Source organism: Marinigracilibium pacificum (genome assembly GCF_012926615.1).
Lineage (GTDB): Bacteria > Bacteroidota > Bacteroidia > Cytophagales > Cyclobacteriaceae > Mangrovivirga > Mangrovivirga pacifica.
Window position 1 is genome coordinate 95,670 of record NZ_JABBNU010000007.1, and the last position, 17,588, is coordinate 113,257.

The following is a 17,588-nucleotide window of genomic DNA, read 5'->3' on the forward strand; positions in this document are numbered from 1 at the left end:
CTATATTTTAAGATTTAAATCTTATTTCAACGCCTCAGTGAAAGCAGCGTTACCAGCCATTGAAGCAAACTCAAGGTCACCAAGAGCTTTTTGCTTTAATGAAGGATCTAAAGTAACTGCTTGACCAAGGTGAGAGATCGCCTGATCAGCATTATTGCTTCTTGCAGCAGTAACTGCAGCAGCATAATGAGCTTTAGCGAAATCGCTATCAGCAGCAATTGCATCTTCGAAAGAAGACATTGCTTTTTGATTTTCACCGTTTAATAACTGTGCTAAACCTTTGTTGTAAAGATTAACAGGAGTTTCAGTAGCATTAGAAAGAGAAGTAGTCGCAGGACCATACTCTGCTCTCATGATCTGAAGAGCACCTTTAACACCATTAAGACCAGCTGTGTTATCTGCAGTTGCACTCATGCTAGCAGCGTCCAATGCAACAGCATATGCTTTCTGGTAGTTACCTTGCATTGCATAAGCAGTAGCCATGTTCATGTGAGCAGGAGCATTAGCTTCCATTCTGTTAGAGATCTCAGCTTCATTGATTGCTGAAGAAACCATGTCATCGCTTCCTGATTGCTTAGCTTTCTCTAAGTAAACAGCAGAAAGGTTGTTATGAGCTACCCAGTTATCTTCTTTAGCAATTGCAGCTTTGTAAATAGCTTCTTTCTCATCAAGAGAAGGAGTTAAAGTAGCAGCATAAAGTAATTCTTCCATTGAAAGAGTGTCTGCACTTGCAGAACCGCTAGCAATACCTTTTGCTAATACTGAAATTTCAGCATCTGTTTTCTTTTCCTTTACAGTAAGGATTTCAGTTTCAGAGAAACGTAACTTAGGGTAAACATCTCTGAACATAGTTCTGTAGAAAGGAAGTTTTTGTAATTGCTTTTCTTTCTCTTCGAATACACCAGGACCGTTAACGATATCATAAACTTGTTGCTTCTCTTCAGAAGAAAGTCCTTCATAGTTAGCTAATGAATCCTTAAGTGGAGTCCAGTCTCTAACAACTTCTTTTAAGATAAAGTTAATGCTATCAGCAGCACCTTGGTAGTCATAACGATCCATCTGGTTTCTGTAGTAATCTTCAATAACTTTAGCACGATTACCTGCTAAGCCAGTGTTAATTGTTTCAGAACCTTCAGGAGAGTGAGAACCTGTAATAGTAACAGTTCTTGTAACATTCTTTTCAGCAATGAATCCGCTGAAGTATGAACCTCTATCACTTCTTTTTTCAGAGCTTCTCAATACAGAGCTACCTTGTAAGAAGTAGAAGTTAATGTTTGTAGGAATTAACTCTTCCTGATTGTTGTATCCATGGTCAGCATAAGCTGCAAAGAATGGATTTTCAACTAATTTAGAAGTAGTGATTATTCCAGGAGCAACTGTCATCCTTTCAGTTTCCTTGAATTTTCCGTTTTCAGGATTTGAAGAAACACCCATTACCTGTAATTCACCTTTGCTCATTGCAGGCTCATATGGGAAAGAGAAAGTTTTTGATTCTCTTGGTTCTGTTTCTTTAGCATTAGGATAATCTTCAGCTTTAAAAGAAACTTCTCCTACACTTACTTCCTGGTCACCATAAACATAATAGTTTTTAATGGTGTACACTTTACCTTTCTTCAACATCTTAACAGGAAGAACAGCAGACATTTCATACTCAACTGTATCACCGTGTACCTCTAATGGGTTGGGAGTTACAGTCAATTGTTGGTCCTTAGCCGCTTTTGTCATTTGGCTAAGACTACAACCTGACAATGCCAACAATCCTGTGATGGCAGCGGCAAAGACTAGTTTTCTCGCTTGAGTCATAATTTAAAGAAATTTTTGATTGATCGTGTTTTCTTATTTAAAGCCCAAATATGTTAAATTATTTGATTTCTACAAAATAAATGGTCTTGATATCCTCCTATTCCGTGAAAACAATTATATTTGGTAATATGAAATTGAAGCTTGTCGATAAAATACAGGAATATTTTGAGAAGCGCGCCTTTGGTGTTTGCAATGCCTTGGGCGATAAACTTGGAATTGCTTCTTCAAGTGTGCGACTATATTTTATTTATGCCTCTTTTTTAACCTTTGGGTCTCCTTTGATCTTATATCTGGTATTGGCATGGGTAATGAATATTCGTAAACATTTACGAAGACGGAATAATACTATTTGGTATTAATTTTTGTTTCAAGTTCTTCAAAAGTATTTTTTCCTTTAATATAATGCTCCAGAATTAATGACGAATTCAGGAAACCATGCATTTCATTTTGTTTGGTAATTGATTTTATATCCTTTCTTTGTACCAATAATTTACTAAATTCTGAGTAAACTTTAAAATGTGCACGTATTACAGCCCATAAATGCTGAAATCCGTTATCAAAAGATAATTTAATTGCTGCCGGTCCATCCAGTATTAGTCTGGTAATAAATATACCTAACCAACTTTTGCCTGGATAGTTTCGAATAATCATCCTTAAGTTATTCCGAAAGTTTAAATATGTTTTGAATGGAGATTGTTTTTGAAGGGTTCCTCCGCCAACATGGTAAACCGTACTATCAGGGATACAATATAAATCATAGCCTAATTTTTGAAGTCTCCAGCAAAGATCAATTTCCTCCATATGAGCAAAGAAATCATCAGGAAACCCTCCGGCTTTGATGAAGAGTTCTCTTTGAATTAACATACACGCACCAGATGTCCAGAATACTTTTATAGGATTATCGTATTTTCCGGTATCTTTTTCAATGTTGTTGAAGATTCGGCCTCTGCAAAAAGGATATCCGAGTTTATCAATCATACCCCCGGCTGCTCCTGCATATTCAAAATGGTCTGGTTCGTTTGCTGACCTTATTTTAGGCTGAACTGAAGCTGTGTTTGGGTGGCTATCAAGGTGAATAACTAATGGCTCAAGCCAATTGTGAGTAACCCTAATATCCGAATTTAAAAGTAAAAGATATTCATTGTTGATTTGCTTTAGACCTTCATTATATCCTCCTGCAAATCCATAGTTTTTATCAAGTATGATAATTTTAACTTCCGGATGATTTTTTCTTACCCAAACAATTGATTCATCTGTTCCTGCATTTTCAATAAGGTAAATGTCAGCAATATCAGAACTTTCATTTATTACTCCGGGAAGGTAGTTTTTTAGATGTTGAAGACCGTTATAATTAAGAATTGCAATTGCCGTTTTCTTCATTCGTTTTATTTCATAAGGCTATCCAGATCAAGACCCGGGATATTTGGGATTAGTCCTTCTGTTTTTGACTTCATATGTTGCCTTGCTTCCTCTTCCGCTTGTTCAAGGGCTTTGTTTATAGCTGCTACCGTAAGATCCTGGATCATTTCCTTGTCATCAGGATTGATCAAAGATTCGTTAATTTCAACAGAAATAACCTGCTTTTGACAATTTACAATAGCTGTAACCATTCCAGCACCTGATTCCCCTTTAACTTGAATGTTAGCAAGCTCAGCTCTTGCTTCCTCCATTTTCTTTTGGGCTTCTTTAATTTTGCCCATCATATTCATTAAATCGAACATTGCTCTACCTGATTAAAGTTATACTTCCTTTTTGAGAATAAGGCTCTCCATTATCGGTTTTGCCTTCCAAGATATAAATATAAACACCTTGTTCAACTTCTTTTCCTTTAACGATACCGTTCCAAGTGGGGTTATTGTTATTCAACTCTTTTATAAGTTCACCCCATCTGTTGTAAAGATAAATATCAAAACTCGAAATAAACCTGCCCCAAAAAGTTATTTCATCATTTAGCATGTCGCCATTTGGGCTAAATGCTGTTGGATGAATGACAGCAGGAGAGAGGTCTGCTGAAATAGCATTGGTATAAACTATAGATCCATTAGAAAGAGTGATTTTTACTCTGAAATATGCTGTTTGAACAGGATTAGTGGGTTTAGCAATAATTTGAAGGTCATTACCACTATATATTGGTTCAAGTAAATTTAAATTTTGATCTAAATATTCAACTTCGTAGGTGGAAACAGCGAATTCATCTGACAAGTACTCAGACCAGTATAAATCTCCTTCTCCACTTGCTTGAATAAACTCTCCAAATAAAGCCGTGGGACAGATTGTAATTTTATTTTCAGATAAATTACCGCAATCGTCTGCAGTTCGTATTTGGTAGCAATTATTAAGGCTTAGATTAATAAATTCATCTGTATACTGCTCTGCACTCACTCTGTTAATACTAACAAATGGACTTCCATTTGTGGATTTTGTTATTTCATAATCAAATTTAGGGTCAGGTGTTGACCATGTTAATTCTATCTCTTCATTTTGATTGATAGTTGCAATCAAATTTGAAACCGAAGGTAAAGGCTGATTAAATAATGCAGTTAATTGAATGGTGTTTGAAGCCATAACAAAGCCTCCAAGATCATCTGATCCATTATAAAATGTTTCAGCATAATATGTGTAGTCCTGGTTACAATTCAGGTCAATGTCATTCCATGTACCGGTATTGGTTGCTGGTGAGACAGTATTAAATAATCCACCGTCTTTATATATAGCTAAATTACTTAATGGAGTGGTTTGTGTAATCCAGTTTATCTGATTTTTAGCGTTTGTTGCTTGTCCCGTTATTTTGAGGTTACATGCGGTTGCAGAAGGCTCAAATGTGTTATCACATGCATCAAATGCGTTTATCTGGTAACAATATGTGTTAGATGAAGTATTCAGGTTTGCAAATGAAATATTTGATTCTGTTCCATTAATTGTAGCAATTTCGTTGAATGAGCCAGATGAATTTGTGGACTGAAATACTTTGTAAATATTGTTGTCCTGAAGATTGAAGTCCAAGCTAATACTACCAGCTCCAGAAGAGACTGATTCAGTTGTTATCTGACTAATATCAGCTCTGGTAAGCGATCCGGATATAGGCATAACTTGTTGATTAGCTGTCACACAATTTCCGGCATCAGCATTAGATGAATTTGAACCTTTAACCGACACATTAAATGGTCCCGTAACTGTATAAATGTGTCTTGAAGTTAAAATTGGATTGCTGATTTCGTCAGGAGGGCCACTGTTATCACCATAGTTTATTTCAAAAATATCGAAATTCTGATCCTTTGAAAGGTCAACTAAAATCTCATTGTTTTTACAAGTATAGATGTCGAACTGAGGAGCTGATCCTGACGCAAGTATTTTAATATTTAAAAAATCTAAAATAGTATTGGAACCATCATTTTTAACATATGCAATTGTGTATTCGCCTGGCTCGGTGTATTCGTAGGTTTTATCTTCAACAAAACCGACAACATCTCCTTGATATTCATATATAAAGCCATCAGCTTCCGCACCCAATGTAGTTATTGTAACTGTTAAAGGGGCGCAACCCGAAATATAATCTGCTTCAAATAATCCATTATCACTGACTTGTGCATTAATAATCAGAAATTGAGAAAATATCAGGAAAATGTTAATTGTCGCCTTACTAAAATTAAAATTTATCGATTTCAACACGTTTTAAAAAGTTAGATGCATTGACAATGTCATCATGTAAAACACGGTCAATATCTATAAACGAAACCTCTTTACAAAAATTATTCAAAAATTCTTCTAGGATTGGGCTTGTTTTAAGTGGCCTTCTGAAGGCAATTGCCTGTGAAGCTGATATTAACTCAATCCCCAAAATTGTATAAAGGTTGTCTAATACCTTGAAGGCTTTAACCGCAGCATTGGCTCCCATACTTACATGATCTTCTTGTCCATTTGAAGATACAATTGAGTCAATTGAAGATGGAACAGCCAATTGTTTGTTACTACTTACCATTGAAGCAGCAGTATATTGAGGAATCATCAAACCTGAGTTTAGACCTGGTTTTGCCACTAGGAAATCTGGTAAATCTCTTGATCCGCTTACTAATTGGAAGGTTCTTCTTTCAGAAATATTGCCTAATTCGGCCAATGCAATACTTAAAAAGTCTAGTGCAAGTGCTAATGGCTGGCCGTGAAAGTTACCGCCACTTATTATTTTGTCTTCATCAGGGAAGATGTTAGGATTATCCGTTACACAGTTAACTTCAGTAACAAATACATCATAAGTGTATTTTAAGGCATCTTTACTTGCTCCGTGAACTTGTGGAATACACCTGAACGAATATGGATCCTGAACGTGTTTTTTAGGCTGTTTGATTAATTCACTTCCATCAAGAATTTTTCTAATTCTTTCTGCTGTAGCAATTTGGCCTTTTTGAGGCCTGATTTTATGTACTAACTCATCAAATGGCTCTATTCTACCATCAAATGCATCCAATGAAATTGCCCCAACTACATCAGCAAGTGTACTTACTCTCTTAGCATGAATAAGACACCATACACCAAATGCACTCATAAATTGAGTACCATTAAGAAGAGCTAATCCTTCTTTTGCTTGGAGTTTAACAGGCTCCCAACCCATTATGGCATTCATTTCTTTACCATTTATTATAGAGCTCTTGTAGCGAACCTTTCCTTCTCCGATTAAAGGCAGACATAAATGGGCCAATGGTGCTAAATCTCCGGAAGCACCAAGAGATCCATATTCATAAACTATAGGAGTAATGTTATTATTGAAAAGTTTAATCAATCTCTCAACTGTAGATAACTGAACTCCTGAATTTCCATATGAAAGAGATTGGATTTTGAGCAATAGCATGATCCTAACAATCTTTGGATCAATTTCTTTTCCAGCACCACAGGCATGAGATTTAACCAGGTTTTCTTGTAGCGTACCTAGATCTTCCTTGCTAATACTATGTTTATATAATGAACCAAAACCCGTATTGATTCCATAGATAGGCTCATTTGAATTCTGAATTGTTTTATCCAGATACTCTCGACATTTAATAATATTATTTTTAGCCTCTTCAGATAGCTCAATCTCTATGTTATGCGTTACCAGATCATTGATTTTATCAAAGTCCAGATGTTCGCTAGATATATAATGTTTTTCTTTTTGCATTGCTCAACGGGTTAATTGATCGTTATTTTTATTTTATTCTATCTATTATTTGTTCAATAGATAATGATTCCTGGTCTCCGGATTTCATATTTTTCAATGATAGTAGACCAGTTTTAATTTCTTCACTACCGATAACAATAACATTAGGGATGTTCTTGTTATTAGCATATGAAAATTGCTTTTTAGGTTTAGCCAAATCCGGGTAAATTTCTGCTGAAATACCATTTCTTCGAAGTTGTGCTAACACACCTAAACCATATTTTAATGATTCCTGGTCAAAATGAGCTACCATAACATCAATAGTCTTTAATCCTTCATCCGGGAAAAGGTCAAGTTCTTCCATGACATCATAAATTCTGTCAACTCCAAAGGAAAAACCAACTCCGGATAGATCAGGCATACCAAATACCCCGGTCAGATCATCATATCTTCCTCCCCCTGAAATGCTTCCCATTTTAACATTTAATGGTTTAACCTCAAAAATAGCACCTGTGTAGTAACTTAATCCACGAGCAAGAGTTAGGTCGAGGACAACTTTATCGGAAGGCGTATTAGTAATTCTAAGTATTTCGAATATCTCCTTTAATTCTTCAACTCCTCTTTTTCCTGATTCTGAGCTTTCAAATAATTTTTCTAGCGTTAGGATTTTATCATCGTTACTGCCTGATAATTGAAGGACAGGTAATATCTTTTCTAAAGAGTCATCTGAAAAACCTTTGGATTTAAGCTCTTCAAGAACTTTTTCCATTCCGATTTTATCTAGCTTATCTATTGCAACAAGAAGATCACTTTCTTTTTCCTTAGTACCCGTTAATTCGGCAAGGGCGCTTAATAATTTCCTATTGTTTATCTTGATTTCATAACTATCCAACCCAAGTTTTGAGAATACTTCGGTCATCATCATGATGATTTCAGCTTCACAAATCAAGGAATCTGTGCCTACAACATCCGCATCACATTGATAAAACTCTCTGTATCTTCCTTTTTGTGGTCTGTCAGCTCTCCATACAGGTTGAATTTGATATCTTTTGAATGGAAGATTGACAGAATGCCTATTCATTACAACGTAGCGAGCAAAAGGCACTGTTAGATCATATCTCAAGCCTTTTTCTGCTATTTTAGGAAGCACGACTTTTTCACCTGACTCATAGTCTGAGACAGAGGTTTTTTTAAGAAACTCACCAGAATTCAAGATTTTGAATAATAATTGATCTCCTTCATCGCCATATTTCCCTGTTAGGACTGATAGATTTTCCATAGAAGGAGTTTCTAATGGCTGAAATCCATATTTTTGAAATGTGGTTTTGATCTTATCGAAGATGTGATTTCTTCTGGCCATTTGTTCAGGGCCGAAATCTCTTGTTCCTTTAGGTAGAGAAGGTTTCTGCATCTTAATCTGCTTCTTTTTAAAATTTGAACAAAAGTATAAAATATTCCCTCTTTCTACTATCTGTATTGTTATATAAAACCGCTTTTATTTGTCTGTAAAGAGAAATGTTTGATATTTTTTATGATTTATAAGTGATTATTTAGTGAGATAAAAAAAATATTGTACTTTTGCATTCCAATTAAAGGAACTGAAGAAGAATTTAAAAAATATAAAGCGATGGCAGTTACTAGACTAAAAAGAAAAGCGCTTAGAAATAAAGCAAAATCTGCACAAAGAAAACAAAGCATGAAGTTGCAGAACATTAAGCCTACTATTAAAAAGGTAGATGTTGAGGCGGAAGTTGCTGAATTCCAAAAAGCAACAAAGAAAACAACTAAAAAAGCTGAGAAGGAAGTAGAAAAAGAAGAGACTGAAGGTTAATCAAACCTAGTCACTCTATTAGATATTTAAAGCTCTGTCAATTTGACAGAGTTTTTTATTTTCTACCCAACTCTATTACTTCAAGATCTGACAGTTTATCGTTATTGATTGAGAATCTTAGAAGAGTCTTCATTTTATGAAAACCTACTTTTCCAGCTGCCCCCGGATTCATGTGTACTAAATTACGCTCTCTATCCGGCATGACTTTTAAAATATGTGAATGACCACATATAAATAGTCCCGGTTTTATTTCATCAAGTTTCTTTTTAATTCTATTGGTGTATTTCGGGGGATAGCCTCCAATATGGGTTATCCAGACTTTTAATCCTTCAATTTCAAATATTTGATCTTCAGGTGCTGCAATCCTAATATCATTACCATCTATATTCCCGAAAACAGCTCTTACTGGTTTGAATGCTTCAAGTTTTTCAAGAACTTTGATATCTCCAATATCTCCGGCATGCCATATTTCATCACATTCACCAAAATATTTAAATACGCTTTCTTCAAGATGTGAATGAGTGTCTGATATCAATCCAATTCTAATCATTTAATCTTTTTAAGATTTTCTCGCTTGTAATTTCTTTCAAGACAATATTACCTATACTTTTAGATTTGCCAGTGTCAGATTCAATCAATCTTTTAGCCAGCATCTGAATTTCTTTATTTAAACTTGCATTTCGCTTGCCAATTTGTCTAGCAGCCCAATCAATAGCTTTTAATACAATTTTTTCTTTTTCATTTGTACTACCTTTTTCGATGATATCATAATAGGATTTGAAATGTGAATCAGGTAGTTTTTTGTTGTGAACTGCGACCCAGGCAATTGAAGAAAAAGCGGCTCTTCTTACATAAGTTTTATCTGATTCAGCCCATTCAAAAATAAACTCGTTAACATATTGAGTTTTGTCAACAAGATTACCGCATAGTTGGTCACAAACATCCCAGTTATCCATGTCATGGACCCAATTATTAATTACTTCTTTACTTATGGTTTTTGGATTAGCAATTAATGAAGCAAGAATTTTTGCTTCAAGTATTCCTGATTGCCATATTAAATCTGCAAGTTCATTGTTTTTTATTTTTAACTCTTTTGCAAATGCTCTTAATTTTGGTTTTCTGACACCATAAGCTTTATCTGAGGGTATTCCGAATTTTTCAAGTCCTTTTCTGTCATCTTCTGTGCCTAAGGACTTTAACTTTTCAAGTATTTTGAGTTTTTGTAATTCTAAAGACATGATATTATGAATTTTCTTACACCGAACAAAAAATGTATTGGTTTAATGCAGATTTTGTAACAAAAGCAATCCTTTAAACGTAATTTTGTTATATAATATAAAGTGACATCCCTGGCACTTTGTATCTGTTAAGTAAAGTATGGATTTTTAATTATTTATTTATGGTGAGCCGGAGAATAATCTCAGGGGTATTTCTTTTTTTTGTGTTTGTTTCTCAGGGTTTTAGCTCCGAAGATTTTACGGGTAATAGCTTGACAGCTAACAGGTTTACCTCATCAGAGCCCATAAATATTGATGGTAAACTTGATGAATCGGTTTGGCAGGATGTAAATGAGCAAAATGCCATGAGCTTTTATCAGCGAACTCCCGTTAATGGTAAGCAATCTGATTATAAAACTTCAGTAAAAATTATATATGACGATTTTGCAATTTATGTGGCTGCAAAATTATTTGATCCAAACCCTTCCGAAATCCCAGTAGAGGTAGGTGAGCGAGATAATCGAGGTCTTAATTCTGATTATTTTGGTGTCTTTTTTGATACTTATGCCAAAGGACAAAACGCATTTGGTTTTCAGGTTACATCGGCAAATGTGCAAGCAGATGTTTATTACACTCAGTCTGGTGATGATACAAATTGGGATGCTGTTTGGACAAGCGAAATAGTAACAACTGATGATGGCTGGCAGGTTGAAATGAGAATCCCTTATTCTGCCTTAAGATTCCCTGATACTGAAATTCAGAATTGGAATATCAATTTTATGAGGAGAATTAGAAAGACCAATGAAGAATCTTATTGGAATTTCGTTGACAATTCAGTTTCTGGTTTTGTTAATCAATTTGGTGAACTAAAAGGCCTTCGTGATATCAAACCTCCAGTTAGATTACAACTTTATCCATTTTTAGGATACGTAGGTGTATTAGAGTCAAATGGAACCTATACCAATCAATTATCCTATGGAATGGATTTGAAATATGGTTTATCTGAATCATTTACTTTAGATATGTCGCTTATTCCTGATTTTAGTCAGGTACAGTCAGATAATGTTGTTCTGAATTTATCTCCTTTCGAAGTTAAGTATGCTGAAAACAGACCATTTTTTACCGAGGGAATTGAATTATTTGATAAAAATGGATTGTTTTATTCAAGAAGAATAGGGCAGGCTTCCGGAGAAATAGCTGGAAGTTATTCTGAGGAGGATAGTATCTCTAATTACCCAGGAGATCCTGCTTTAATAAACTCATTAAAAGTATCCGGAAGAACAAAAGGTGGTTTAGGTATTGGCTTTTTGAATGCTGTGACTAATAAAACAGAAATGACAGTGACTGATCTGGAAACAGGAGAGTCAAAATCTGTTACTGTTGATCCATTTACAAACTTCAATGTGATGGTCATTGATCAGAATCTTAAGAATAATTCAAATATTAGTTTTATCAATACCAGCGTACTTAGGGGAGAAGGTGGTAGCGATGCAAATGTTACCGGTACTGAACTCAGGTTGCGAGACAAGAGTAATCGTTATGAAGTTTATGGTTTTGGAGCTTTGAGTAATGTTTGGGGAAAAAGTGAAAACGGTGAAAGAGATTTAAGTCAGGGATTTGCTTATCGGTTATCATTTAATAAAATTAGTGGTAATTGGAGATATGGAGCAACCAGACATGTAGAGTCAGATGACTATGATATTAACGATTTAGGGTTTCTTTCAGCACCAAATGATTTCAATCATAGTGCGTTCCTTGGTTATGAAAAATTCGAGAATTTTGGGGTATTTAATAGAGCTGAAGCTTATGTTTCTGCATCTTATAATATGCTATATGACCCAAGAGTATTTACAAGAGCCTCAATAAATACTTCATTATGGGCTCAAACCAAAGGGTTCTGGAGTTTTGGATGGAATGCTTCCTACAGACCAGTAGATGAAAATGATTATTTTGAACCAAGAGTAGAGGGTCGATACTTTAATAAGCCTGAAAATTTTAATACAGGAATAAACATTTCTTCTGATGGTCGTAAAAGAGTTAGCTTCTGGATGAATGCTGGTATATGGACATTACCTGAAAGAAATCAGTTTGATAATTGGTTTTCAATTTCTCCAAATTTCAGGGTTTCAAATACATTCTCTCTAAATTATGATTTTTCAATACTTAAAGTCAGAAATGAATATGGATATGTAGATCAGGAAGAATCTGGGGCTGATGATATTGATGAAATTGATATTTATTTTGGTAAGAGGGACCGAACTGAAATCACTAATACAATTTTTGCACGGTTTACATTCAGTCCAAAAATGTTTTTCACCCTAAGAGCGAGGCATTATTTATCTACAGCTAATTATAAAGATTTTTATGAGCTATCAGAATCAGGGAATATGATGGAGTCTGATTTTGGAGATGTTTCTGATAATGAACAATCAGACTATAATGTAAACTTCAACTCTTTGAATGTTGATTTAGTTTATTCTTGGCAATTTGCCCCTGGTAGCTTTCTAACCTTCAGCTGGAAAGATTCAGCAATTGATCGTAGAGACCGAGTAGAAAAATCGTATAGCCGAAACCTTAATGATATCATGGGTTCCGACCATACGAATAACTTTTCAGTTAAAATAACTTATTTCCTTGATTATCTTGCGATTAAGAAGATGGTTAATAAATCTTAATATATTCTTCTGTAGACTTTTTAGTTATTTTTGGCACATAAGTCTTATCTGCAGGATACCCTATCGGTAATAATAGAAAAGCTCTTTCATTATCTGGCCTGTCAAGAATTTTTTGAAGAAAATTCATAGGGCTTGGTGTATGTGTAAGTGTTACTAATCCAGCATTATGAATTGCTGAGATTAACATACCACAAGCAAGACCAACTGATTCATTTACATAATAATTATTGTGTTTCTCACCGTTTTCAATTTCATAGACCCTCTTGAATACAATTATTAAGTAGGGAGCAGTTTCCAGAAAAGGCTTGTTTGGATCTGTTCCAAGTGGCTCCAGATCTTTAAGCCAGCGTTCGCTCATTCGTGATTCATAACTTAGCTTTTCCTCTTTTTCCGCAGCATCTCTAATCTGTTTTTTGATTTTCGGATCCTTAATTACACAAAAAGTCCACGGTTGTTTATTTGCTCCACTAGGTGCAGATGAAGCTGTTTTAAGAATATTTTCAACCACCTCGTATGGAATAGGTTTGTCAGAATATTCCCTTACAGATCTTCTGGATTCGGATTGTTCTAAAAGAATTCTAGATCTTTCGATCATTTCTTCTTCAGTGAGGGTTTCTTGAAAGTATCGTAAATGTGGGTAACCATTTAAATCGATAACATCATTTGGGTCAATCATGATTTTTATTGTTTATGAGTATTGAGAAAATAATAAATGTAAGTAATTCTTCTTTATATTTTTGTCTTCCGGAAGCTATCTTTGAAAAAAAATAGATATGATCAAACTTTTTAAATATATTTCTTGTGTTGTATGTCTGGTATCTTGTTCTACTAGTGATGAAAATACAGAGAAATTTTCGGAAGCGAACTCTTTATTAAAGACTGGTGACTATTCCGAATCTATCAGAATTTATAAGGAATTAATTAACGATTCGATAATTGATAAAAGGATATACAATAATATTGGTGTAGCCTATTTGAAATCCGGAAAGAATGATTCAGCATCAGTTTGGTTCCAAAATGCAATTTCCCTGGATGAAAATTATTATGATGCTAAGTTAAACTACCTTCAAGCTATGCTGGCTAAGGCAGAATTTAAAGATGCTGTTAATTTATCATCTCAAATGATGGTCAATTATCCTGATTCTACAGTATTACATTTGATATCGGGTATTGCCTTGATGCAGTTAAATGAATTTGATCAGGCAACTAACGAGTTTAATGCGGTTATTGATAAACAACCTGAAAACGCCGATGCTAATCTAAACCTGGGTACGATAATGTTGTATCAGGGAGATAGAGAAGGAGCAAGAGAAAAGGCTTTATTTGTTATTAGCCAAAATGCTTCAAGACATGAAGCATTTAATTTATTAGGGATGGTTTTATTGTCATATAATCAAAATGAAGAGGCAATAGATGCTTTTGATAATGCATTATCAATAAAGCAAAATGCTAATTACTTTAATAATAAAGCTCAAGCACTTCTTGCTCTAAACCAATTAGAAAAGGCAGTTGAAATGCTTGAGAAAAGTAAGGAGCTTAATTCGGATAATTATTATTTATGGCGAAATTATGCCTGGCATTCAGCAATAACTAACTCCGATTCGGTAGAATATTATTTGCAAAAAGCTAAAAAAGCAAATTCCTCAGAATATGTAGATGTTCAGTCGGATAGTATTTTTGACAGGTTAAGTTCTACTCAATAAGCTTTCAATTGCCGATTTCATTTGTTTGATTTTCTGGTTTTTGTTTAAAATCGAAGGACTAGCTGCTCTTTCATTGCAATCAACAGCAGAGCATCTTTCACAAGTTTCGCTTACCATTCTGGTAGCAATATTTTCATCATCGCAAAACTTTATGGTTTTTCTTAGTTTGCTATTGATAAGAATGCCTATTGATATACTATAGTTAATGCTATTATTTCCAGTTCGTGGCATTGCTACACTAAAAAGTAGATATTCATTATCCCCATTTATGTATCTGGATTTTTGGGCTCGTAAAATAGGGGATACATACTCTTTTGTTGATTTTAATTGTTCAAGTTCATCCATTATAGTCAAGCTGAGCCATCTTCTGCAATAATGTTCATTTAGAGCTGTTGCATGTGGATTGTGAAGTCCAGCCAAGTGCATTTCTTTTGTCAGGCTTATATCTTTGCTTACTTCATTTCTGCTAAATCTCAAGAAAAATAATTGTTTGAGTCCAAAATGCTTTGGTAAAATATTTGTCATCCTGTGAAAGAAAACTTCAGGAGTACAATGATATTTGCTTATGATATTTGAAAATCTATCTGAAGAATAATCATCATGGGAGAACAGGTTTTTCAGGTCGTCAATAATCATTTTTTCCCTGATTAACAGAGCCCCCGCAAAATATCCCGCTTTAAAATTATTAACTACTTTTTCGAAACTATCTACCTCAATTAATGATGCTGCATATTCCCTCACTTTTAAATCAAGAAACTTGTATCCTATTTCTTTAGCCAGAATAAAAGCTTTCTGTTCTGTTGTTAATGACTTATTCAATAACAATAAAGGTTGTTTCCCCGGGATTAAAAGTGATCTCAGATCGCGTAATGCATTATGCGTATTTTGTAAAGTATATGATATTTTATAATTAAATTCTTCCTCAAGTATTTTCTCAAGATGCTTGTGTTCAAGTATTTCTTCCTTGGAGATATGATACTTTGTATAAAATTGATCTGCTGCTTTTTCAATTTCACCAAAATAATTTTCATTCATTTCCTGAAAGGTTCTTAATACGGAGTAATAGAAGTTTTCTACGCTCATATCGTAATTTCTTCCGATTTCAATCAATGTAGAAATAAAGGCATTGAACTTCGTTGGAGTCGTCATTAACATATTAATTAACTCGATTGGTTCGATCCCGAATATTTCAAGCGGAAGTTCATTTAAAATATTTGAGCGAATTAGATCTGCAATTGGAGATAATTTTCTCCCTAATTGTAGCGAAACCAGCCAGTCATAAGTTACATCAAACTCTTCAGCGAGTGCAGCTATTTTATCAGCTTTTGGGTACTTCTTTCCTTTCTCTATTTCATTAAGATATGATACCGAAATCCCTGTTTTTTTTGATAAATCAGATAAACTGAGGTTGTTGTCTGTTCTCAACTCTCTGAGTTTTAGACCGAATATAAGCCTGATGTTTTGTTCATTAATCTCGTGCATGATCTTTCAATTTTCGCATAATATACTAAAATAGCGTAAATATATCAATAGCGAAAATTCGCTTTTTATTTATTGTTCGCCATTATACATTTGTAACCGTAGATCAAACAAAAACCGAAAAGATTATGATTGACCAACTTGAAAAGATCGAAGGTTTGCAAATTATAGCTCCGAGTTTATCAAAACCTGCTGAGCTGCTAACTGAAGAAGCACTTGAGTTTATTGCAGCCTTACATAGGAAGTTCAATAACAGAAGAAAACAACTGTTAGAAGATCGTCTGGAGGTCCAGCGGTCGATTGATAATGGTTCTGTCTTTACCTATTTAAAAGAAACTGAGAATATCAGAAACTCTGAATGGAAGGTAAATCCAATTCCTGAAGATTTACAGGATCGAAGAACTGAAATCACCGGACCCGTAGATCGCAAGATGGTAATCAATGCTCTTAATAGTGGAGCAAAAGTTTTTATGGCAGATTTTGAAGATGCCAACTCACCAACCTGGGATAATTGCTTGAATGGTCAACTGAATCTGTTTGATGCAATTAGAAAACAAATAGATTTCAATGCTCCAAATGGAAAGGAATATAAACTCAATGACAAGGTTGCTGTATTGAAAGTCAGACCTAGAGGATGGCATTTAAATGAAAAGCATGTCAAAATTGATGGAGAAGAAGTTTCTGCTTCATTATTTGACTTCGGTTTGTATTTCTTTCACAATGCTAAAGAGTTATTAGCAAGAGGAAGTGGTCCATACTTCTATCTGCCAAAGCTTGAAAGTCACCTTGAAGCAAAACTTTGGAATGATGTCTTTGTAATGGCTCAAAATTATCTTGATATACCTCAGGGAACCATTAAAGTAACTGTTTTGATAGAAACTATCTCTGCAGCATTTGAAATGGAAGAGATAATATATGTTTTGAAGGAGCATATGGCTGGATTGAATGCAGGAAGATGGGATTACATATTCAGCATTATCAAAAAATTCAAAACAAACCCTGACTTTATAATGCCTGACAGGGGACAGGTTACTATGACCACTCCATTTATGTCAGCATATGCTGAACAGCTAGTGAAAGCTTGTCATAAGCGAGGAGCACATGCAATAGGAGGGATGTCTGCCTTTATTCCAGCGAAAAATGAAGAAGTCAATAAGCAGGCATTTAAGAAAGTAAAACAGGATAAGAAACGTGAAGCTTCAATCGGATATGACGGCACCTGGGTAGCACACCCACTTTTGGTTGAGGTTGCAATGGAAGAATTCAATAAAAAGCTGACTGACGGAAAAGTAAATCAGAAGGATGATTTGAGAGAATCAGTTGAATTTAACTCTGAAAAGCTTTTACAGATAGAAGTTGATGGAGGGAAAATTACTGAGGCAGGATTCAGAAATAATATAAATGTAGCAATCCTTTATATCGAGAGCTGGCTATCCGGAACTGGTGCTGCTGCACTATACAATTTGATGGAGGATGCTGCAACAGCAGAAATTAGCCGTGCTCAGATCTGGCAGTGGCTTCATTCAGGTAACCTTCAGTTTTCAAATGGTAATCCAATTGATTTTCAGATATATGAGCATTTCCTGGCAGAGGAAAAAGTCATTATCGAAAAGATGTTAGGACCTGAAAGAGTTGAGACAGGAAACCTTAACAAGGCAATCAGAATTTTTGATAAGCTAATCAAAACTACTGAGTTCTTACCTTTTCTAACCCTATTAGCATACGAACATTTAGATTAATAATAACCAAAAC

Annotated in this window: 15 protein-coding genes; 5 read left to right on the top strand and 10 right to left on the bottom strand. The window is 34.7% G+C overall.

Going from position 1 to position 17,588, the window contains the following annotated elements:
* Window positions 1-21 precede the first annotated feature (21 nt).
* The gene (locus HH304_RS12180) at window positions 22-1,803 is read right to left on the bottom strand and encodes a tetratricopeptide repeat protein (protein ID WP_169681871.1); all 1,782 of its coding nucleotides are present in this window, start codon (window positions 1,801-1,803) and stop codon (window positions 22-24) included.
* Between the two features lie 128 nt (window positions 1,804-1,931).
* Here HH304_RS12180 and HH304_RS12185 point away from each other — a divergent pair, with 128 nt between their 5' ends.
* Window positions 1,932-2,162, top strand: a complete 231-nt coding sequence (locus tag HH304_RS12185) for a PspC domain-containing protein (RefSeq protein WP_169682348.1) — start codon at window positions 1,932-1,934, stop codon at window positions 2,160-2,162.
* On the opposite strand, the gene HH304_RS12190 is transcribed toward HH304_RS12185, so the two are convergent.
* From HH304_RS12190 to hisS, 5 genes are read right to left on the bottom strand one after another with little or no spacing between them, the layout of a single operon-like run.
* Complete coding sequence (locus tag HH304_RS12190; protein WP_169681873.1) at window positions 2,149-3,183, bottom strand: glycosyltransferase family 2 protein; 1,035 nt, start codon at window positions 3,181-3,183, stop codon at window positions 2,149-2,151. The genes HH304_RS12185 and HH304_RS12190 overlap by 14 nt on opposite strands.
* A 5-nt stretch (window positions 3,184-3,188) precedes the next feature.
* Entirely contained in the window at window positions 3,189-3,524 is a 336-nt protein-coding gene (locus HH304_RS12195) for a YbaB/EbfC family nucleoid-associated protein (protein ID WP_169681876.1), read from the bottom strand.
* A gap of 4 nt (window positions 3,525-3,528) precedes the next feature.
* A complete protein-coding gene (locus HH304_RS12200) occupies window positions 3,529-5,472 on the bottom strand; it encodes a T9SS type B sorting domain-containing protein (RefSeq protein ID WP_169681878.1) in 1,944 nt (647 codons plus the stop codon).
* Complete coding sequence (hutH, locus tag HH304_RS12205; RefSeq protein WP_169681880.1) at window positions 5,450-6,952, bottom strand: histidine ammonia-lyase; 1,503 nt, start codon at window positions 6,950-6,952, stop codon at window positions 5,450-5,452. Before hutH ends, HH304_RS12200 begins: the two co-directional genes overlap by 23 nt.
* Window positions 6,953-6,980: 28 nt before the next feature.
* Window positions 6,981-8,348 (bottom strand): histidine--tRNA ligase, encoded by a 1,368-nt coding sequence (gene hisS / locus HH304_RS12210; protein ID WP_333908756.1) that lies wholly within the window; start codon window positions 8,346-8,348, stop codon window positions 6,981-6,983.
* 210 nt (window positions 8,349-8,558) lie between these two features.
* Between hisS and HH304_RS12215 the strand changes: the two genes are divergently transcribed.
* Window positions 8,559-8,762: a hypothetical protein gene (locus HH304_RS12215; RefSeq protein ID WP_169681710.1), complete on the top strand. Its 204-nt coding sequence runs from the start codon at window positions 8,559-8,561 to the stop codon at window positions 8,760-8,762.
* A gap of 55 nt (window positions 8,763-8,817) precedes the next feature.
* On the opposite strand, the gene HH304_RS12220 is transcribed toward HH304_RS12215, so the two are convergent.
* The gene (locus HH304_RS12220; RefSeq protein WP_169681885.1) at window positions 8,818-9,312 is read right to left on the bottom strand and encodes a metallophosphoesterase family protein; all 495 of its coding nucleotides are present in this window, start codon (window positions 9,310-9,312) and stop codon (window positions 8,818-8,820) included.
* On the bottom strand, window positions 9,305-10,000 hold the full coding sequence (locus tag HH304_RS12225) for a DNA alkylation repair protein (RefSeq protein ID WP_169681886.1): 696 nt from the start codon (window positions 9,998-10,000) through the stop codon (window positions 9,305-9,307). Before HH304_RS12225 ends, HH304_RS12220 begins: the two co-directional genes overlap by 8 nt.
* A 161-nt stretch (window positions 10,001-10,161) precedes the next feature.
* Here HH304_RS12225 and HH304_RS12230 point away from each other — a divergent pair, with 161 nt between their 5' ends.
* Complete coding sequence (locus tag HH304_RS12230; protein ID WP_169681889.1) at window positions 10,162-12,654, top strand: DUF5916 domain-containing protein; 2,493 nt, start codon at window positions 10,162-10,164, stop codon at window positions 12,652-12,654.
* Here the strand turns inward: HH304_RS12230 and HH304_RS12235 are convergent.
* Complete coding sequence (locus HH304_RS12235) at window positions 12,641-13,330, bottom strand: nitroreductase family protein (protein WP_169681891.1); 690 nt, start codon at window positions 13,328-13,330, stop codon at window positions 12,641-12,643. The two genes, HH304_RS12230 and HH304_RS12235, sit on opposite strands and share 14 nt — an antisense overlap.
* Before the next feature lie 97 nt (window positions 13,331-13,427).
* On the opposite strand from HH304_RS12235, the gene HH304_RS12240 reads away from it, so the two are divergent.
* Window positions 13,428-14,357 carry a tetratricopeptide repeat protein gene (locus tag HH304_RS12240; protein ID WP_169681892.1) on the top strand — a complete coding sequence of 310 codons (930 nt, stop codon included), beginning with the start codon at window positions 13,428-13,430 and terminating at the stop codon, window positions 14,355-14,357.
* Here HH304_RS12240 and HH304_RS12245 read toward each other — a convergent pair.
* Complete coding sequence (locus HH304_RS12245) at window positions 14,340-15,839, bottom strand: helix-turn-helix domain-containing protein (protein ID WP_169681896.1); 1,500 nt, start codon at window positions 15,837-15,839, stop codon at window positions 14,340-14,342. The genes HH304_RS12240 and HH304_RS12245 overlap by 18 nt on opposite strands.
* A 125-nt stretch (window positions 15,840-15,964) precedes the next feature.
* On the opposite strand from HH304_RS12245, the gene aceB reads away from it, so the two are divergent.
* Window positions 15,965-17,575, top strand: coding sequence for a malate synthase A (aceB, locus tag HH304_RS12250; protein ID WP_169681898.1), 1,611 nt, complete (start codon window positions 15,965-15,967; stop codon window positions 17,573-17,575).
* Window positions 17,576-17,588 lie beyond the last annotated feature (13 nt).